Source organism: Lachnospiraceae bacterium JLR.KK008 (genome assembly GCA_037015955.1).
GTDB lineage: Bacteria > Bacillota > Clostridia > Lachnospirales > Lachnospiraceae > VSOB01.
On record CP143548.1, the window covers coordinates 1,319,267 to 1,335,468 of the forward strand.

Consider the following 16,202-nt stretch of genomic DNA (forward strand, 5'->3'; position numbering starts at 1 on the left):
AAGTGAGGTTTCTCTATGAATGTATGGAAATTTATTCAAGACCAGGTTTTGGGCATGAAATGGCTGAACGAACTGATTGGCGCAGGACTTTCCGTGTTTGGGCTGGATGTAGGGGAACGCATAGGGGGGAAGCATCCAGTTTTTCCTCTATGATGTCTTGAAAATCACTGTGTTGCTCTGCTTTTTGATTTTTGTAATCTCTTACATTCAAAGCTACTTCCCGCCGGAACGAAGCAAGCGCATATTAAGCCGGTTCCACGGTATTGGTGCAAACGTCATCTCTGCCCTGCTGGGGACTGTGACGCCATTTTGCTCCTGTTCGTCCATTCCCCTGTTTATTGGCTTTACCGGTGCAGGTTTGCCGCTGGGCGTTACGTTTTCTTTTCTGATTTCATCTCCCATGGTGGATTTGGGGAGTCTGCTTCTCCTGATGAGTATTTTTGGTGCAAAAGTGGCTTTTGTTTATGTGATTGTCGGATTGGCGATTGCCGTAACAGGCGGTACTTTGATTGAGAAGTTGCGCATGGAGTCATATGTGGAAGAATTTATCCGCAGGGCCGGGGATGTGGACGTAGAAACCCCTGCATTGACAGTACGGGAACGGATTCAATATGCAAAAGAACAGGTTGCTTCCACTTTCAGGAAGATATTCCCGTATATTTTAATTGGCGTGGGTGTTGGCGCAGTCATTCATAACTGGATACCGGAAAGCTGGATCGAGGCTGTATTAGGTGGCAACAATCCTTTTGGCGTTATCCTTGCGACGCTGGTAGGCGTTCCCATGTATGCCGATATTTTTGGTACGATTCCGGTGGCGGAGGCTCTGCTTTACAAGGGTGCACAGCTCGGTACGATTTTGGCGTTTATGATGGCTGTCACCACATTAAGTTTACCATCTGTGATTATGCTCCGCAAAGCGGTAAAACCGAAACTGCTGGCATTGTTTATTGGCATCTGTACTGTTGGCATGATACTTGTCGGCTACCTGTTTAACTTGTTCCAATTTTTACTGATATGAATAACAGCGCTGGACATCAAAACTTCCTATTGACAAAAAAGACAAAATTAGGTACTATATTAAAGGTGTTGTGAGAGTAGCAATAAGCTACCTTGGCGCAGTCGGTAGCGCGCATCCTTGGTAAGGATGAGGTCGGCGGTTCAAGTCCGCTAGGTAGCTGGATCAGAATGAAAAAAGGCTTTTTGAAGTGTGATACTTCAAAAAGTCTTTCTTTGATTATCTCCCGGTTTCGCCGGTTCTGACTGGCAGGCAGTGTCTGGGAAGACTGCGGCTCGGCTCACAGCCGACAGGACATAAGTCTGTGTGCAGGAAATACGGAGAGAAAGGACGAAAGAGGATGCCGGAATTACCAGAAGTAGAGACGATCAGGAGAACGATCGAACCGCAGATACAGGGGCTTACAGTCGAAGAGGTAACAATCAGACGGACGGAAGTCTCCGCCTATCCGGCGGCAGATGAGTTTTGCAGGAGGATGGCAGGACAGACCATATCGGGCATGTCGCGCAGAGGAAAGTTTCTGACCATTGTATTAGAAAGCGGTGATCGTGTGATATTGCACCTGCGGATGACAGGCTGTCTGCTGCTTACTCCGGCGGGGTATCCGGAAGAAAAGCATACCCATATCATTTTTCACCTGTGCGGCGGGAAAGAGCTGCGTTTTGCCGATATGCGCCGCTTCGGACGCTTCTGGCTGCTTCGGAAGGGAGAAGACGATACATACAGCGGGATCGGTAAGCTGGGGCTGGAACCGTTTGATGCGTCTCTGACGGCTGAATATCTGCATACATGTCTGGGAAAACGACGCAAAACGGTCAAGGAATGTCTGCTGGAACAGACGACGGTTGCGGGAATCGGCAATATCTATGCAGATGAAATCTTATTTACGGCAGGTATCCATCCGGCGCGCTCTGCAGACGATCTGCGGACGGAAGAATGGGAGCGCCTTGCGGCCGTCATTCCCGAACGGCTTTCTTATTTTATAGAGAAAAATCATATTACACCGGAAGAATATCTGGAGACGAAAGGGAGAGACTACCGCAACACTCCGTTTTTGCAAGTCTACGGTCATGCGGGCGAACCCTGTCCGGTCTGCGGGAACAGACTCTGCCGGCTTGTGATTGGCGGCAGGGGCAGTGTGCACTGCACCGTCTGCCAGAACAGGGAAAGCAGGCGGCAAATAGTGGCGGAGTAATTTACAAATTTTCCGTGTATGTTAGAATAAATATATAGGGAACCCGTTGACCGGATGGAAACAAATGACGGAGGATAAAAAGATGAGAACATTAAAAAAGATACTACTGATCACTGTATCGTCGCTGGCACTCATAATATTGCCGGTGCAGGCGGGCAGGTTTGACCTGGCACTGACGGCGCAGGCGCACAGCGGGAGAACGGACGCGAGCGGAGGACATCACGATTATAAAAATAAGAGTGGACTGGGGTCTTACCATTATCATCACGGATACCCGGCCCACCTGCATCCCGATGGGTTTTGCCCTTACGACAGTGCGGCGGCCGATCTGGATCAGGGCTTTCTTCAGCCGGATCTCCCGGTTCCAGCCATTGTCCCGTCCATCCCGCAGATTTCGGATGACGGACAGACCGCTGTTGGTACAGATGACCAGACAGTCGATGCCGGAAACGGTCAGACAGGTACCGGTTATGAGAGCGTGATCTTTGATCCTGCCTTTTATGCTGCCACTTATGCGGACCTGGCGCCGATACAGGGCGACGCCGCAGCGCTGTATGCCCATTTTGAGACGACAGGAATGGCGGAAGGCAGACAGGGAGCCGCAACATTTAACGTAACGGTCTATATTCAGAACAATCCTGATCTGGTTTCTCTGTTTGGCAATGATCTGAAACTCTACTATGGGCATTATGTAAACAGCGGTCAGTATGAAGGACGTGTAGCATATTGATGAAGAGGGAGTTGGAAGAGAAGTGAGTATGCGCAGACAACATGTCGCACATCTGGAACAATACGCATATGCTTCCGGCCTGCGGCGACGCAGTGCGGCTCTGAAAATGGTGTTCAGTCTGGCGGTACTGACTCTGTGTCTTGTACTGGACAGCCTGGCGGTATCGGTCTTTGTAATCCTGTCCATGATGGTCATAACGGCAGGGATTGGCAGGGTGAAGCTGCGCGAGTATTTCAGTCTGCTTGGAATCCCTCTGTTTTTTGTGATATTTGGAGGGATTGCGCTGCTTGTGACAATGGGCAGTCCACTTCGGGCGGCGGAGGTGACGCTTCGGGCAGTGGGGGCGGTCAGCGCTTTTTATTTTCTGGCCCTGTCGACGCCGGTGGGGGAACTGCTGGCAGTCCTGAGAAAATGTCATCTGCCGGGACTGATGATTGAGCTGATGTATCTGATCTACCGTTTTATTTTCGTGCTGACAGAGGTATGGAATCACATGGATACTGCGGCGCAGTCCAGACTCGGTTATGTGGATTACCGGACGTCGCTGCATACGTTCGGTAAGGTGGCAGGTAATCTGTTCGTGCTGTCGATGAGAAGGGCGGACGCTTTTTACAATGCCATGGAATCCCGCTGTTATGAGGGAGAACTCTGTTTTCTGGAGAAAACGGCAAAGAGCAGCCTGGGTGAATGGGCGGCCGCCGCCGGGTATGTGTGCGTACTGGTCTTGATCGGGAGGATCAGCGGATGAAAAGAGAGCCTGTCTTAGCTTTGCAGGAGGTGAGCTTTGCCTATGTGGGCGGCGGTAAGGCGCTGCAGAGTGTCAGTCTGAATATTTACGAGGGAGAGAGGATTGCGGTGCTGGGAGCGAACGGCGCCGGAAAGTCGACGCTCTTTCTGAATATGAACGGAGTGCTTTTTCCTCAGCAGGGCCGACTGTGTTACAGAGGGAATACAATTACCAGAAAGAATGTCAATGTACTGCGCCGGGGAGTGGGGATCATCTTTCAGGATGCCGACAGCCAGATGATCGCGCCCAGTGTGCGCGCAGAAATTTCTTTTGGTCCGATGAACTTAAAATTGTCCCGGATGGAAGTCGAAAGCCGGGTGGCCGCCGCGGTTTCCTTTATGAATCTGCAAGGCTATGAGGACAGACCGCCTCATACATTGAGCGGCGGGGAGAAGAAAAGGGTGAGCATTGCGGACATCATTGCGATGGAGCCGGAGGTCTTTCTGTTTGATGAGCCGCAGGCTTCGCTTGATCCGCTGCATGTGCGGCAGCTGGAGCAGGTGCTCGATCTGCTCAGCGGAAAAGGCAAGACGCTCATAGTCGGCACTCACGATGTGGATTTCGTATGGCGGTGGGCAGACCGGGTGCTTGTCATGCAGGAGGGAACAGTGAGAGCGGACGGGCCGCCGCCCGCGGTCTTTTCCGAAAGGGCGCTATGCAAGGACGCGAATCTGGAACAACCAATGTTATATCAACTCACGAAACTGCTGGAAGAAAGAAATCTGCTGAAGGAGAAAGGGAGAGTCCCCAGGACAGTGAAAGAGCTGGATACACTCCTCGGGGATGGGCAATATCTCACAGAAAGAAAGGAGAGGCCATGAAATGAGGACAATCAGGAAACCGGAGAACCGGGAAGCGGGTAAAGGGAAGACTGAGCGAAGACGGGAAAAGCGGCTGGTGCTGGCAGCGGTGGTCCTTGCCGTGGCTTCGGGTATTGCGCCTGCGGCAAATGCCATGCACATTATGGAAGGCTATCTTCCCGCGTCATACTGTGTGGCCTGGGGCGTTCTCTGCCTACCTTTTTTGCTTGCGGGATTTTTCGCAATCCGGAGACGGCTGCAGGCCGACCGCAGTGTGATTACGCTGCTGGCCATGTCAGGGGCGTTCATCTTTGTGATCTCTTCCCTGAAGATTCCGTCTGTGACGGGGAGCTGTTCGCATATGACGGGGACCGGTCTGGGCGCCATTTTATTTGGTCCGTCTGTGGTCAGTATTCTGGGGCTGATTGTATTGATCTTTCAGGCGCTTTTGCTTGCACACGGAGGACTGACTTCCCTTGGCGCCAATACGTTTTCCATGGCCATTGCCGGACCGGCCTTGGCTTATGTTATCTATGTGGTCTGTAAGAGAGCAAAAGTCAACAGACGGTTTTGTATTTTTCTGGCGGCGGCGCTCGGAGACCTGTTTACCTACTGTGTTACAAGCGTGCAGCTTGCGCTGGCATTTCCCTCTCCGGAAGGCGGCGTCTTTCAGTCAGCGGTGAGGTTTCTCGGCGTGTTTGCGCCGACCCAGCTTCCGCTGGCGGTGATTGAAGGAATCGTGACGGTGATTCTGGTCATCGGACTCGATGTCTATGCGCAGCCTGAACTGCAGGCGCTGGACAGGAAAAAGGAGGAAATGCAATGAGCAAGAACACCAAAACAGTACTGGGGCTGCTTTTATTGACGGCGGTACTGATAACAGTGCCTGTCGTTGTCCGCAGGGGGGCGGAGTTTGGTGGTTCCGATGATGCCGGAAGCGAAGTGGCGGCGGAGATTGCCGGTAGTTATGAGCCCTGGTTTACACCGGTGCTGGAAACGATGATTGGCGGTGAGCTTCCGGGCGAACTGGAGAGCCTGCTGTTTTGTATCCAGACCGGTATCGGTGTCGGCGTAATCGCGTTTTTTATGGGCCGGTTTGTGGAGCGTAGGAAATGGATGAATGAGAGAGGTGATAACAGCGATAACATGAAGACATTGCAGAACAGAATTTAAGAAGAAGGACGGAAAGATTTTTGCAATGAGTCTGAAAAAGAGTTCTCATACGGCGCAGAGAGCGCACCGTATGAGAACTTTTTGTTTTATTTATGACTGTTTTTACCTCAGAGCGCCGAATATCCATATCCGTTGGCAATGGCGTCCACGGGTTTTCCCTCTTTACACATCGGGCACGATTCGGGCGGGCTCATCTTATAGTCGGCAATATCTGACATCGTATAGAGCGCATGGACAGGTATGCCGTGGGTTTTGTTGACAGCGCTGAAAATCGCGGAGATTCCGGTCACAGTACCGCCATAATAGACGATGGAATCGATCGCTCTTGACATTGTGTTTCCGGTGGTGGCGGCTGCCAGCAGCAGAAGCACATGCTTATTTTTGATCATGGGCTGCAGGTTTTCACGAAAAAGAATCTGCCCGGCAGAGTTGATCTCCGGCGATGTAATGTAGATCGTCTTATGGGCATTCATGGAGAGGACACCAACGTTTGTGAGCTGTTCGGCAAGATAAGCGCCGATGACCTTGCATTCTTCCAGACAGACGATCGTATCTACGACTGTGCTGGCGACATAGGCGTCCGCCATTGCCTTTGCCACTTTCTGTGCTTCGCTCAGTCTTGCCTTTAACATCGACATATCCAGATAATAGTTGATGTGGGAGCTGGGGGTTACAAAGTGCCCCGGGATGACATTCAACACGATATTTGGGTATTTCTTGGAGACCAGTTTTTTCGCATCCTGCATAAAAATCCCTCGCTTTCGTTTTATGACTGCATTTGGATAAAATGCAACAATATTTTCTTCTATTATACTATTTATTAGACAAAATTACTATCACAAATTCAGAATTTATTCTCGTAAAATTTTTTATGTTTTTTAAATTCAGAATATTTTTACTGAAATTTACTAAAATATAGTGAGAGGGGATGAAAATGGATTATAGAACGATGGTTTTTGGATTTAGTCATTCTGCACAAAATATAGGAGATAAAAATGGATAAAGCGTCAAAAATGGTAAAATGGATTGACACGGGGGGGGGTAAAATGATACATTAGTGTTACTTGATAAGACGTAAAAAATACTAAATATAATAATAATATAAGTATAATATTAATTATGTTTAGTAAAGTTTTATTAAAGTGAGTAAATGGATAAAAGGAGGAAAAGGAATGAAAAAGAAAGTATTGAGTGTGCTGCTTTGCGCTGCCATGACGGCTTCTCTGTTAGCTGGCTGTGGTGTGAGCAAAGTGGAAGAAGCACCGGCTGCAGAGCCGGCGGCGGCAGAGGCGACAGCCGAGGGTGCAGGAGATGCGGCGGCATCCGGCGACAGCGCAGGTTATAAGATCGCTGTTGTTCCGAAACTGACGAGTATCGCGTGGTTCCAGAGAATGGAAGTCGGTGTCAAAGAGTATGCGGAAGAGACAGGAGTGGATGCTTTTTATACCGGACCTTCCGAGGGTGATGGCGCGCTGCAGGCGCAGGCAATCGAGGATCTGATCTCTCAGGGCGTAGATGCGATCTGTGTCGTACCGTTCTCTACGGAAGCGTTGGAGCCCGTATTGAAAAAAGCAAGAGAAGCAGGAATCGTTGTCATTACACATGAGGCTTCCGGCATGACAAATATGGATTATGACATTGAGGCGTTCAACAACGAAGATTATGGTATGCACTTTATGGAATGCCTCGGCGAAGCTACAGGCGGCGAGGGTGAATACATATTTGAAGTTGGTTCTCTGACGAGCGAATCTCACAATCAGTGGGTGGATGCTGCAAAAGAACTTCAGGAAGAGAAATTCCCGAACATGACACAGTACGGGGATAAGATTGAAACCGCGGACGATCAGTCCAAGTCTTATGACAAAGTGAAAGAGGTTCTGACAGCAAACCCGAATATCGCAGCTATCCAGGGTTCCGCTATGCCTGATGTGGCAGGTGCGGCGCTTGCAGTAGAAGAACTTGGCCTTCAGGGTAAGGTAAAGATTGCCGGTACTTCTCTTGTATCCGTATCCGGTGAGTTTGTAAGAAACGGCACCATCGATATGATCTCTTTCTGGGATCCCGCGCTTGCAGGCAAAGCGATGATTCAGCTTGCAATCAAGGTTCTGGACGGTGAGACGATCGAGTCTGGCTGTAATCTGGAAGTACAGGGCTATGACAATCTGACATTGGAAGGAAATGTTCTGTATGGTCAGGCATGGATCGATGTGACGAAGGATAATGTAGATGACCCTGCATATGATTTCTGATAAACAGGTGAAATAGAAAGCGGAGCCGCTTTCCGGAAGTAAGTGCGGACCTTGTAAGACTGTAAAAGGGATTTATGAGGTCCGCCTTTCCACTATGATAAGGGAATGCGTCTGTTGGAATGATGAAAGAAAGATGGGACAGAGTATGGCAGAGACATTTTTGAAATTGGATGGAATAAAAAAATACTTTGGCGGCGTAAAGGCGTTAAAGGGAGTCAGCCTGGAAGTGAGAAGCGGAGAGATCCACTGTCTGGCAGGAGGAAATGGCTGCGGCAAGTCTACACTGATCAAAGTAATATCCGGCGTTCATGACGCTACGGAAGGCAACATTTATATTGAGGGCAAAAAAATACAGAAATTGACGCCGATCGATTCGATCAGCCTCGGAATTCAGGTTATCTATCAGGATTTCGCAGTGTTTCCGAATCTTTCAGTGGCAGAAAATATTGCGATGAACAGAGCGCTCATGACAAGCGCGAAGAAAATGGACTGGAAGAAGGCAAGGGAGCTTGCCTTGGAGGCGATGGAGCAGATCGGTGCTCACATGGACCCGGATATACCGGTTGAACGGCTGTCTGTGGCAAATAAGCAGATGGTTGCCATATGCAGGGCAATCATCAATGATGCCAAGATGCTCATCCTCGATGAGCCGACGACGGCGCTGACGGCAAATGAAGTGGAAAAATTGAATAAGATTGTCCGCAACCTCAAAGAGAAGGGGATGGCGATCGTTATTGTAAATCATAAATTGGATGAGATCTATCAGATCGCAGATCGTCTGACGATCCTGCGAAACGGCGAGAATGTGGCGACGGGACTGATTGATGAGTTTGACAGGAAACGTTTTGTCATGTGCATGACGGGACATGAGTTGTCTGACGAGACGTACCGTCCGAAGCACAGTGATGAAGAGATATTGAAGGTGGAGAATCTGACGAGACATGGCGCTTTTGAGGATGTCAGCTTTACTTTGAATAAGGGAGATATGCTTGGGATCACGGGTTTGCTCGGTTCCGGCCGCGGGGAGATTGGCGATGCTCTGTTCGGGCTGGCCCCGGCGGAGAGTGGCAGGATTATCCTCAACGGAAAAGAGATCCGGGTCCGTTCGATTGCCGACGCCATGAAAAACAAGATTGGCTATGTGCCGGAAGATCGTCTGACACAGGGACTTTTTATGACTCGCTCCATCCAGGACAACACAGTGGCGGCCTCGATCTCCCGCTATTTAAAGCATGGAAAACTGGACCACTCGGAGATGTACCGTGTGACGCAGGAATGGATCAACAAGATCGGCTGTGCGGCGCCCTCACCTTCGCCTGAGATCCGCACACTTTCCGGAGGAAATGCACAGAAAATGGTAATTGCCAAATGGCTGAACACGGAGCCGGCGCTTGTCGTCCTCAATGGACCCACGGTAGGCGTCGATGTGGGGGCCAAGGCAGACATCCATAAAATTTTGCATGAGCTCGTGGAAAAAGGCATTGGCGTGATCATCATCTCGGATGACTTGAGTGAACTTGTGCAGAATTGCAATAAGCTGATAATTATGAAAAACGGCAGAACTTCCGGCATGATCGAGACCGGTGATATGGACGAAAACCAGCTGACGGGAATGCTGAACAGCGGGATGTAAGGAGGACGATGATGAATAAGAAATTAAAACAGACATTGTCTACAAATGAAATGATCGTTGTTTACATCATTGTAGGCTTGTGTATCTTAATCGGTGTGGTCAACCCGGCGTTTGCAGGAGTGTCCACGGTAATCACGCTGTCGAGAGCGATGCTGGTCACTCTGATCTTTGCCATCTGTGAGATGATCGTGATCATCTCCGGCGGTATTGATGTTTCCTTTCCGGCAGTCGCCTGCATGGCGATGTATGCGACCGTTCGTTTTACGATGGTCACAGGGATTGACAATCCGCTCATAGCTTACCTGATGGCAGGCGCCATCGGCGTTTTGTTTGGGGTAATCAATGCCATTTTGATTGCCAAGATCAAACTGCCGCCGCTGATTGCAACGCTGGGTGTGAGCAGCGCTGTCAATGGGGCAACGCTTGCGTTTCTCGGGACAGAGGAATGCAGCATCTCGGGAAATCTGGGTGATCTCTCGAAAGTGTTTATTTTTTCCTATACCAATGCGGACGGTATCACGTTCCAGCTTACGGCCCTGATTCTGATTCCGGTCGTGCTGATCGTTGCCGCTTATTTCCTCTTAAAATATACGATGCTCGGGCGTGGGATCTATGCCATCGGCGGTGACAAGAACGCTGCCAGGATCGCTGGTTTTAATGTGGTGAAAATACAGTTTATTATCTATATGGTTTCAGGATTTTTTGCAGGGATCGGCGGTCTGACTTACGTGATCCTGCTCAGACATGCCAGCCCGCAGGCGCTGATGGGGAGCGAGATGATGGTGATTGCCGCGGTCGTTGTAGGTGGCACGCGGATCACGGGCGGACACGGCACGGTCATCGGTACGGTATTGGGCGTCCTTCTGATCGCCATTGTACAGAACAACCTGATTATGCTCGGCATACCGACACATTTCCAGACTTTTGTGGTAGGTCTGATCATTGTTATCGGTACGTCCATCACTTCTCTCAGGGCAAAGAAGATTGCCAACAGTGCAAAGGTATAAGGAGGCGTACATATGAAAAACAAAAAAATAAATCTTAAAAACGCGGACAGAAATACCCTTGCATTATTTGGCATTGCCGTTGTGATCTTCGTTGTCATGGGTATTTTGGAACCGCAGGCGTTTCTTGGCGTTGCCAATCTTCAGGGTATGTGTATTCAGTTTCCTGAGTTTGGGATTCTTGCGATCGGTATGATGCTGGCGATGATGTCCGGCGGTATCGACCTCTCTCTTGTGGGTATTGCAAACTTCTCCAGTATTGTTGGAGCAGTCGTGATCCTTAATATGGGCGGAAGCGGCGCGGGGATTATGGCAGGTATCGTTGCAGCGCTCATTATCGGCGCGCTCTGTGGTATTTTCAACGGCTTCCTTGTCGGCTATCTGAAGATACCGCCGATGCTCGTGACTCTGTGTGGTCTCCAGCTCTATACCGGTCTCGGTCTGGCGATTACCAAGGGACCTGCACTGACCGGACTGCCGGAATCGTTCAGTCTGATCGCCAACGGGGTGATCGCCAATATTCCGATCGCAGTCATGATCTTTGCGGCGGTGGCGCTTGGCGTTGCGTTTCTGCTTCGGTCCACTGTCTATGGACAGCATGTGTCCTATATGGGAACCAATGATGTGGCTTCCAGATATTCCGGTATCGACAATCTGAAGATTACGATTATCACTTATCTGACATCGGGCGTTCTCGGTTCGATCGGCGGTATTTTGATGGCTTCTCATTATAATTCGGCAAAGGCGGATTACGGCAGCTCGTATACCTTGTTGACACTGCTCATCGCCGTTCTCGGCGGTACCGATCCGGATGGAGGAAAGGGCAAAGTGGCAGGCGTATGTATGGCAGTCGTTGTATTGCAGCTCATCTCCAGTGCATTCAATATTATGCGGATCAATTCTTTCCTGAAGACATTTATCTGGGGACTTTTGCTGCTCGTGATCATGATTGTGACGAAGATGATTGAAAACAAAAAATCTACAAGATAGGAGAGCATGGCATTTATGAAGACAATAAAAGCGAGGGCGCTGACCAAAGAGGCATTTGCAGAATACGGTGATTTTTATAATCTTGTAAAGCCGGAAGGACATAATCTGGGAACATTTTATCATGACCATGTGCTTTATCCGGTGTCCGGGGCAGCGCCGGTTGGCTTTTCCGCACTGGCGGCGGAAAAATGCGAGATGAAAGTGACAAAGGCAGAGTATCACAACACAACGGCGGAAATACTCCTTCCGCTTGATGGAGACATCGTTCTTCATGTGGCGCCGCCGTCGAAGACACCTGTTCCGGAGCTGACAGAGGCGTTCTACGTGCCGAAGGGGACGATCGTACGCATGAATACGGGGGTGTGGCATCTGGCGCCATTCCCGGTGAATGAGGAGACCGTACATCTGATGGTGGCGCTTCCGGAGCGTATCTATTTTAATGACTGTACGGTGGTGGAGTATGAACCGGAGCAGTATGTGACGATCACATTGTAATAACAGAACTGCAGATGATATGAGTGGAGGTAAGGGCAATGAAGAAAATTATCAATCAGCCGGAAAACTATGTAAATGAAATGCTGGAGGGGATCTACATCGCACACCCGGATCTGGTAACATACACAGCGGGAGATGTGAGATGTCTTGTGACAGCCAATAAAAAGGAAGGAAAGGTGGGGATCGCCACCGGAGGCGGCTCCGGACATCTGCCTCTGTTCCTTGGATATGTCGGTAAGGGAATGCTGGACGGCTGCAGTGTGGGCGATGTCTTTCAGTCTCCGAGCGCCGAGCAGATGTTGGCTGTGACAAAGGAGATCGACAGCGGCGCGGGTGTGCTTTATATTTATGGCAACTATAACGGAGATATTTTCAACTTTGATATGGCGGCTGAACAGGCGGATTTTGAGGAGGACATCAGAGTCGTATCGGTTGTGGCCGGGGAAGATGTGGCAAGCGCAGGTCCGAGCGCTCCGGGAGAGAAAAATACGAGGCGTGGTGTGGCTGGTATCGTGTTTGTCTATAAATGCGCAGGCGCAGCGGCAGATGCCATGCTGGATCTCGATGAGGTGGCAAGGATCGCTCAGAAAGCTGCCGATAATGTGCGCACGATGGGTGTGGCGTTGACGCCCTGTGTCGTGCCACGGGTCGGAAAGCCGGGGTTTGAGATCGGTGAGGACGAGATGGAGATCGGTATGGGGATTCATGGAGAGACCGGCATCCGCCGCGGCAAACTGGAGCCGGCAGATCAGATCACAAGCGAGATGCTTGATAAAATCCTCACAGATCTTCCTTATGGGTCGGGAGACGAAGTGGCTGTGCTCGTAAACGGGCTCGGGGCGACGACACTCGACGAGCAGTATATCGTGACGAGAAAAGTGGATGCGCTGCTCAAAGAAAAAGGAATCAAAGTACATAAATATTATGTCGGCGAGTATGTGACTTCGCTGGAAATGGCCGGATTTTCCATCTCCTTGCTGAAGCTGGACGAAGAACTGAAAAAATATCTTGATGCACCGGCACAGACACCATTTTTCGTACAGGTTTAAGAGGTACAGAAAGGACGGGGAAGTATGGATAACAAGGTGTTACTCGGTTTCCTGAGAGAAGCCGATACGATTATGAATGAAAACAAAAACTATCTGATCGATCTTGACAGTATCGTCGGCGACGGCGATCTCGGTCTGACAATGGGCGACGGTTTTAAAGCTGCTTATGAGGCGGTAAAAGACGGTGGCGAGGCCGATGCCGGGAAACTGCTCTATGCGGCGGGCAAAGCCATGTCAACGGCAGTGCCGTCCACGATGGGAACGCTGATGGCTTCCGGGCTTATGCAGGCAGGCAAGGTGTTAAAGGGAAAGACCGAGCTGGAAGATGCGGATATTGTCAGCGTGTTCCAGGGGTATCTGGACGGTGTGATGAACCGGGGCAAGGCAAAGATCGGTGATAAGACGTTTCTGGACGGACTGGCGCCGGCGGTAGACGCCCTGCGCGCGGCAGTGACAGAGAATGGAGAGAATCTTGCCGACGCGGCGAAGAAAGCTGCTGCTGCGGCAGAAAAAGGGTTTGAAAACACAACGACGATGATCGCAGTCCACGGGCGGGCGGCTACGAGAGGTGAAGCCTCGAGAAGTCTCAAAGATCCCGGGGCTGCGGTGGCGATGCTGCTGATGAAAGCGTTTGAGAAATCGCTGGCATAGTCATAACGGTACTTAAGACTGCAGAGAAGGCCGCTCATGAGAATGGGCGGCTTTTTTGCGCGATATGGATAAATTCCGTCAGGAGCTGCTGTGCTGGGGCAGCAAAACAAATTTACACAGAGATTGTTTGGATGTTATAATAAATTTATCAGTTACAGGGGGCGGACAGATATGAAGCACAAAGACTATTATAACGACCATTATATTCTCAGTCTTTCACAAAAAATATGTTCAGTGATGCCGGACTTTGAGGAAACAAACTTTTGCCATTCTCTGCTCGGTAAATTGGACGACAAAGAATTGTTTGCAAGGCTTGACTGCATTGCAGATGCTATGCAGGAATGTATGCCTGGAGACTATTCAAAAAATATCCGGGCATTTTTTGATCTGTTAGGGCCGGAACTGACGCGGCCCGAGGGAATGTTTCGTTTGGGGTGGTGGTTATGGCCTGTTGGCAGATATGTCGAACGATGCGGAAATGAGAACTGGACTTTATCACTCACATTTTTGAAAGAACTGACAAAAAGATTTACCGGAGAGTTTGCGATTCGGCCTTTGCTGCAAGAACATCCCCGGGAAGTCATGGATGAATTAATAAAATGGACCGCCGACAGCAGTGTGCATGTCAGGAGACTTGCAAGTGAAGGTATCAGAACGCGGCTGCCCTGGTCTAAAAAATCATTTGTGGCATTGGATGAGTTTGAAAGATATACTATTATCCTTACAAACTTAAAAGACGACCCGGAAAAGTTTGTTCAGAAAAGTGTGGGGAACAATCTCAATGACTTGTATAAAGATGCACCGGAAAAAGCAGATTTTATTATTTCTCAATGGGAAAAACTGGGGCGGAGCAAGGCCCAGGATTGGATCATCAAACATGGAAGAAGAAATCAAATATGAAAGAAAAGAATTGCCAGTACATATCTTGCGCAATCTGCCTGTTTGGCTGTCTGGCAAGCGGATTATGGAAAGAAAAGCGGAATGGAGACAGAACCGGATTATTCCCGCTGCGTTGTCTCCGATTGCCTTCCCTCCGCAGTTCAAAAGAGTCGGAAGAGCGGCTCTTTTTTGCTTACTGCAAAAGCGTACTGTGACGAATGATGAGCTGTCCACCGACTTGAATTTTGGTATTGCGGTATTCACTGTGAAGTATGGAATTGTTTAATGTCTTGACGGCAAGACAGCCGATCAGATTTTTCGGTACCTGCATCGTGGAAAGAGAGGGGGAGTTGGCGGCGGCAAACTGAATATCGTCAAATCCGATCACACAGACATCCTCCGGGATTTTATAATGAAATTCATTCAGTGCTTTCATGGCGCCGATGGCGATCGTATCATTGTCGGCAAAACAGCAGGGCGGCACGGAATGCCGCGTCAGTAAATGCTGCTTCATAGAGGCATAGGCTCCAAGCATCGTCGGTTCCAGCAGAAATTCATGGGAAGGTGAGCAGTGCAGACCGAGTTCTTTCACAGACTGATAAAATGACTGTGCCCGCTCCTCAAAATTCTGGATTGACATGCGGCTTCTGAAATAACCAATATCGGAAACATTGAGGGAGGCCAGATGTCTGACCGCCTCATATACCATTTCCTGATTGTTCATCGTGATTGTATTGCAGGAAAAATGCGGCATATTGTTGTCGATGACGATATAAGGAACCGGTATTTTTTCCAGTATCGGATAGGAAAAATGATCCAGTTCCGTACCGAGCACAAAAATACCGTCAATAGAAGAATAATCGATTTCGGAGATCGTATGATTAAGACTGTTGTTAGAAACGACGATACGCAGTGTATATTGTTCTTTACGACACTGTGCTTCAATGGCATCGATGATCGTAGAGACAAAACCGATATTTTCCTCCACGAGATGTCCATTGCTGATATATTTGAGAAAGAGCAGATTCTTTTGTATCGTCTTTTTGGGACGTCTCGATGAGGTGTAATTATATTTCCGCAGGAGAGTTTGAATTTCCTGTCGTTTGCTGTCACTGATTCCCGGTTTGTTATTGATGACAAGAGAGACCGCTGCCGGTGAGACACCGGCCATTTCCGCAATTTCCTTGAGAGTCAAGTAGAAGACCCCTTTCCTTATGACTGAATTTACTAAAATGTACTAAATATGAATTTATTGTATCATGACTTTTTATCTTTCACAACAACAAAGTTGATTTCTAAAAGATCGTAATGTATAATATCGACAGATATGATACCGCCGGATGGCATCGGGAGGATGTCCGCAGGACATACGATAATATCGACAGATATGATACCGCCGGATGGCATCGAGAGGATGTCCGCAGGACATACGATAATATCGACAGATATGATACCGCCGGATGGCATCGGGAGGATGTCCGCAGGACATACGATAATATCGACAGATATGATACCGCCGGATGGCAACAATACGAAAGGCACAGGGGATAAA

The 16,202-nt window shown here is 49.3% G+C and carries 17 protein-coding genes, 1 tRNA gene and 1 pseudogene; 17 read left to right on the plus strand and 2 right to left on the minus strand.

Translation table 11 applies throughout. The annotated features are described in order from the left end of the window. Nucleotides 1–15: 15 nt before the first annotated feature. The 8 genes and pseudogenes from V1224_06630 (at nt 16) to V1224_06665 (ending at nt 5,700) form a co-directional block, all read left to right on the plus strand. A pseudogene (locus V1224_06630) lies at nt 16–1,018 on the plus strand (permease). A gap of 86 nt (nt 1,019–1,104) precedes the next feature. Further along, nucleotides 1,105–1,177, plus strand: a tRNA-Thr gene (locus V1224_06635). Between the two features lie 178 nt (nt 1,178–1,355). Beyond that, nucleotides 1,356–2,210 (plus strand): bifunctional DNA-formamidopyrimidine glycosylase/DNA-(apurinic or apyrimidinic site) lyase, encoded by an 855-nt coding sequence (mutM, locus tag V1224_06640; protein ID WWR17100.1) that lies wholly within the window; start codon nt 1,356–1,358, stop codon nt 2,208–2,210. 82 nt (nt 2,211–2,292) lie between these two features. Beyond that, a complete protein-coding gene (locus V1224_06645) occupies nt 2,293–2,940 on the plus strand; it encodes a YHYH domain-containing protein (protein WWR17101.1) in 648 nt (215 codons plus the stop codon). Nucleotides 2,941–2,968: 28 nt separating this feature from the next. Beyond that, nucleotides 2,969–3,688: a cobalt ECF transporter T component CbiQ gene (gene cbiQ, locus V1224_06650; protein ID WWR17102.1), complete on the plus strand. Its 720-nt coding sequence runs from the start codon at nt 2,969–2,971 to the stop codon at nt 3,686–3,688. Then, nucleotides 3,685–4,548, plus strand: a complete 864-nt coding sequence (locus tag V1224_06655) for an ABC transporter ATP-binding protein (GenBank protein WWR17103.1) — start codon at nt 3,685–3,687, stop codon at nt 4,546–4,548. The genes cbiQ and V1224_06655 overlap by 4 nt, the downstream gene beginning before the upstream one ends. A gap of 1 nt (nt 4,549) precedes the next feature. Next, the gene (locus V1224_06660; protein ID WWR17104.1) at nt 4,550–5,353 is read left to right on the plus strand and encodes an energy-coupling factor ABC transporter permease; all 804 of its coding nucleotides are present in this window, start codon (nt 4,550–4,552) and stop codon (nt 5,351–5,353) included. Continuing rightward, nucleotides 5,350–5,700: a cobalt transport protein CbiN gene (locus V1224_06665; protein ID WWR17105.1), complete on the plus strand. Its 351-nt coding sequence runs from the start codon at nt 5,350–5,352 to the stop codon at nt 5,698–5,700. The genes V1224_06660 and V1224_06665 overlap by 4 nt, the downstream gene beginning before the upstream one ends. 107 nt (nt 5,701–5,807) lie before the next feature. Here V1224_06665 and V1224_06670 read toward each other — a convergent pair whose 3' ends face one another. Continuing rightward, nucleotides 5,808–6,446 (minus strand): orotate phosphoribosyltransferase, encoded by a 639-nt coding sequence (locus V1224_06670; GenBank protein WWR17106.1) that lies wholly within the window; start codon nt 6,444–6,446, stop codon nt 5,808–5,810. A 426-nt stretch (nt 6,447–6,872) separates the two neighbouring features. Here V1224_06670 and V1224_06675 point away from each other — a divergent pair, with 426 nt between their 5' ends. The 8 genes from V1224_06675 (at nt 6,873) to V1224_06710 (ending at nt 14,671) form a co-directional block, all read left to right on the plus strand. Continuing rightward, the gene (locus V1224_06675; protein WWR17107.1) at nt 6,873–7,949 is read left to right on the plus strand and encodes an autoinducer 2 ABC transporter substrate-binding protein; all 1,077 of its coding nucleotides are present in this window, start codon (nt 6,873–6,875) and stop codon (nt 7,947–7,949) included. Nucleotides 7,950–8,094: 145 nt separating this feature from the next. Then, nucleotides 8,095–9,582 (plus strand): sugar ABC transporter ATP-binding protein, encoded by a 1,488-nt coding sequence (locus V1224_06680; GenBank protein WWR17108.1) that lies wholly within the window; start codon nt 8,095–8,097, stop codon nt 9,580–9,582. A gap of 8 nt (nt 9,583–9,590) precedes the next feature. Next, nucleotides 9,591–10,589, plus strand: a complete 999-nt coding sequence (locus tag V1224_06685) for an ABC transporter permease (GenBank protein WWR17109.1) — start codon at nt 9,591–9,593, stop codon at nt 10,587–10,589. 12 nt (nt 10,590–10,601) lie between these two features. Continuing rightward, a complete protein-coding gene (locus V1224_06690) occupies nt 10,602–11,576 on the plus strand; it encodes an ABC transporter permease (protein WWR17110.1) in 975 nt (324 codons plus the stop codon). Between the two features lie 15 nt (nt 11,577–11,591). Further along, nucleotides 11,592–12,071 (plus strand): ureidoglycolate lyase, encoded by a 480-nt coding sequence (locus tag V1224_06695; GenBank protein ID WWR17111.1) that lies wholly within the window; start codon nt 11,592–11,594, stop codon nt 12,069–12,071. A 38-nt stretch (nt 12,072–12,109) separates the two neighbouring features. After that, on the plus strand, nt 12,110–13,120 hold the full coding sequence (locus V1224_06700) for a dihydroxyacetone kinase subunit DhaK (GenBank protein ID WWR17112.1): 1,011 nt from the start codon (nt 12,110–12,112) through the stop codon (nt 13,118–13,120). 24 nt (nt 13,121–13,144) lie between these two features. Continuing rightward, nucleotides 13,145–13,771, plus strand: a complete 627-nt coding sequence (locus tag V1224_06705) for a dihydroxyacetone kinase subunit L (GenBank protein ID WWR17113.1) — start codon at nt 13,145–13,147, stop codon at nt 13,769–13,771. 171 nt (nt 13,772–13,942) lie between these two features. Beyond that, nucleotides 13,943–14,671 carry a DNA alkylation repair protein gene (locus tag V1224_06710; GenBank protein WWR17114.1) on the plus strand — a complete coding sequence of 243 codons (729 nt, stop codon included), beginning with the start codon at nt 13,943–13,945 and terminating at the stop codon, nt 14,669–14,671. A 172-nt stretch (nt 14,672–14,843) separates the two neighbouring features. On the opposite strand, the gene V1224_06715 is transcribed toward V1224_06710, so the two are convergent. Next, nucleotides 14,844–15,845: a LacI family DNA-binding transcriptional regulator gene (locus V1224_06715; protein WWR17115.1), complete on the minus strand. Its 1,002-nt coding sequence runs from the start codon at nt 15,843–15,845 to the stop codon at nt 14,844–14,846. 113 nt (nt 15,846–15,958) lie between these two features. On the opposite strand from V1224_06715, the gene V1224_06720 reads away from it, so the two are divergent. Next, complete coding sequence (locus V1224_06720) at nt 15,959–16,201, plus strand: hypothetical protein (GenBank protein ID WWR17116.1); 243 nt, start codon at nt 15,959–15,961, stop codon at nt 16,199–16,201. Nucleotide 16,202: the final 1 nt, after the last annotated feature.

What these genes read in the sequence shown, in the direction of transcription:
- mutM (WWR17100.1), top strand. Translation starts at nt 1,356, where the DNA reads ATGCCGGAATTACCAGAAGTAGAGACGATCAGGAGAACGATCGAACCG.
- V1224_06705 (WWR17113.1), top strand. Translation starts at nt 13,145, where the DNA reads ATGGATAACAAGGTGTTACTCGGTTTCCTGAGAGAAGCCGATACGATT.
- cbiQ (WWR17102.1), top strand. Translation starts at nt 2,969, where the DNA reads ATGCGCAGACAACATGTCGCACATCTGGAACAATACGCATATGCTTCC.
- V1224_06695 (WWR17111.1), top strand. Translation starts at nt 11,592, where the DNA reads ATGAAGACAATAAAAGCGAGGGCGCTGACCAAAGAGGCATTTGCAGAA.
- V1224_06675 (WWR17107.1), top strand. Translation starts at nt 6,873, where the DNA reads ATGAAAAAGAAAGTATTGAGTGTGCTGCTTTGCGCTGCCATGACGGCT.
- V1224_06680 (WWR17108.1), top strand. Translation starts at nt 8,095, where the DNA reads ATGGCAGAGACATTTTTGAAATTGGATGGAATAAAAAAATACTTTGGC.
- V1224_06645 (WWR17101.1), top strand. Translation starts at nt 2,293, where the DNA reads ATGAGAACATTAAAAAAGATACTACTGATCACTGTATCGTCGCTGGCA.
- V1224_06660 (WWR17104.1), top strand. Translation starts at nt 4,550, where the DNA reads ATGAGGACAATCAGGAAACCGGAGAACCGGGAAGCGGGTAAAGGGAAG.
- V1224_06700 (WWR17112.1), top strand. Translation starts at nt 12,110, where the DNA reads ATGAAGAAAATTATCAATCAGCCGGAAAACTATGTAAATGAAATGCTG.
- V1224_06665 (WWR17105.1), top strand. Translation starts at nt 5,350, where the DNA reads ATGAGCAAGAACACCAAAACAGTACTGGGGCTGCTTTTATTGACGGCG.
- V1224_06685 (WWR17109.1), top strand. Translation starts at nt 9,591, where the DNA reads ATGATGAATAAGAAATTAAAACAGACATTGTCTACAAATGAAATGATC.
- V1224_06670 (WWR17106.1), bottom strand. Translation starts at nt 6,446, where the DNA reads ATGCAGGATGCGAAAAAACTGGTCTCCAAGAAATACCCAAATATCGTG.
- V1224_06720 (WWR17116.1), top strand. Translation starts at nt 15,959, where the DNA reads ATGTATAATATCGACAGATATGATACCGCCGGATGGCATCGGGAGGAT.
- V1224_06690 (WWR17110.1), top strand. Translation starts at nt 10,602, where the DNA reads ATGAAAAACAAAAAAATAAATCTTAAAAACGCGGACAGAAATACCCTT.
- V1224_06710 (WWR17114.1), top strand. Translation starts at nt 13,943, where the DNA reads ATGAAGCACAAAGACTATTATAACGACCATTATATTCTCAGTCTTTCA.
- V1224_06655 (WWR17103.1), top strand. Translation starts at nt 3,685, where the DNA reads ATGAAAAGAGAGCCTGTCTTAGCTTTGCAGGAGGTGAGCTTTGCCTAT.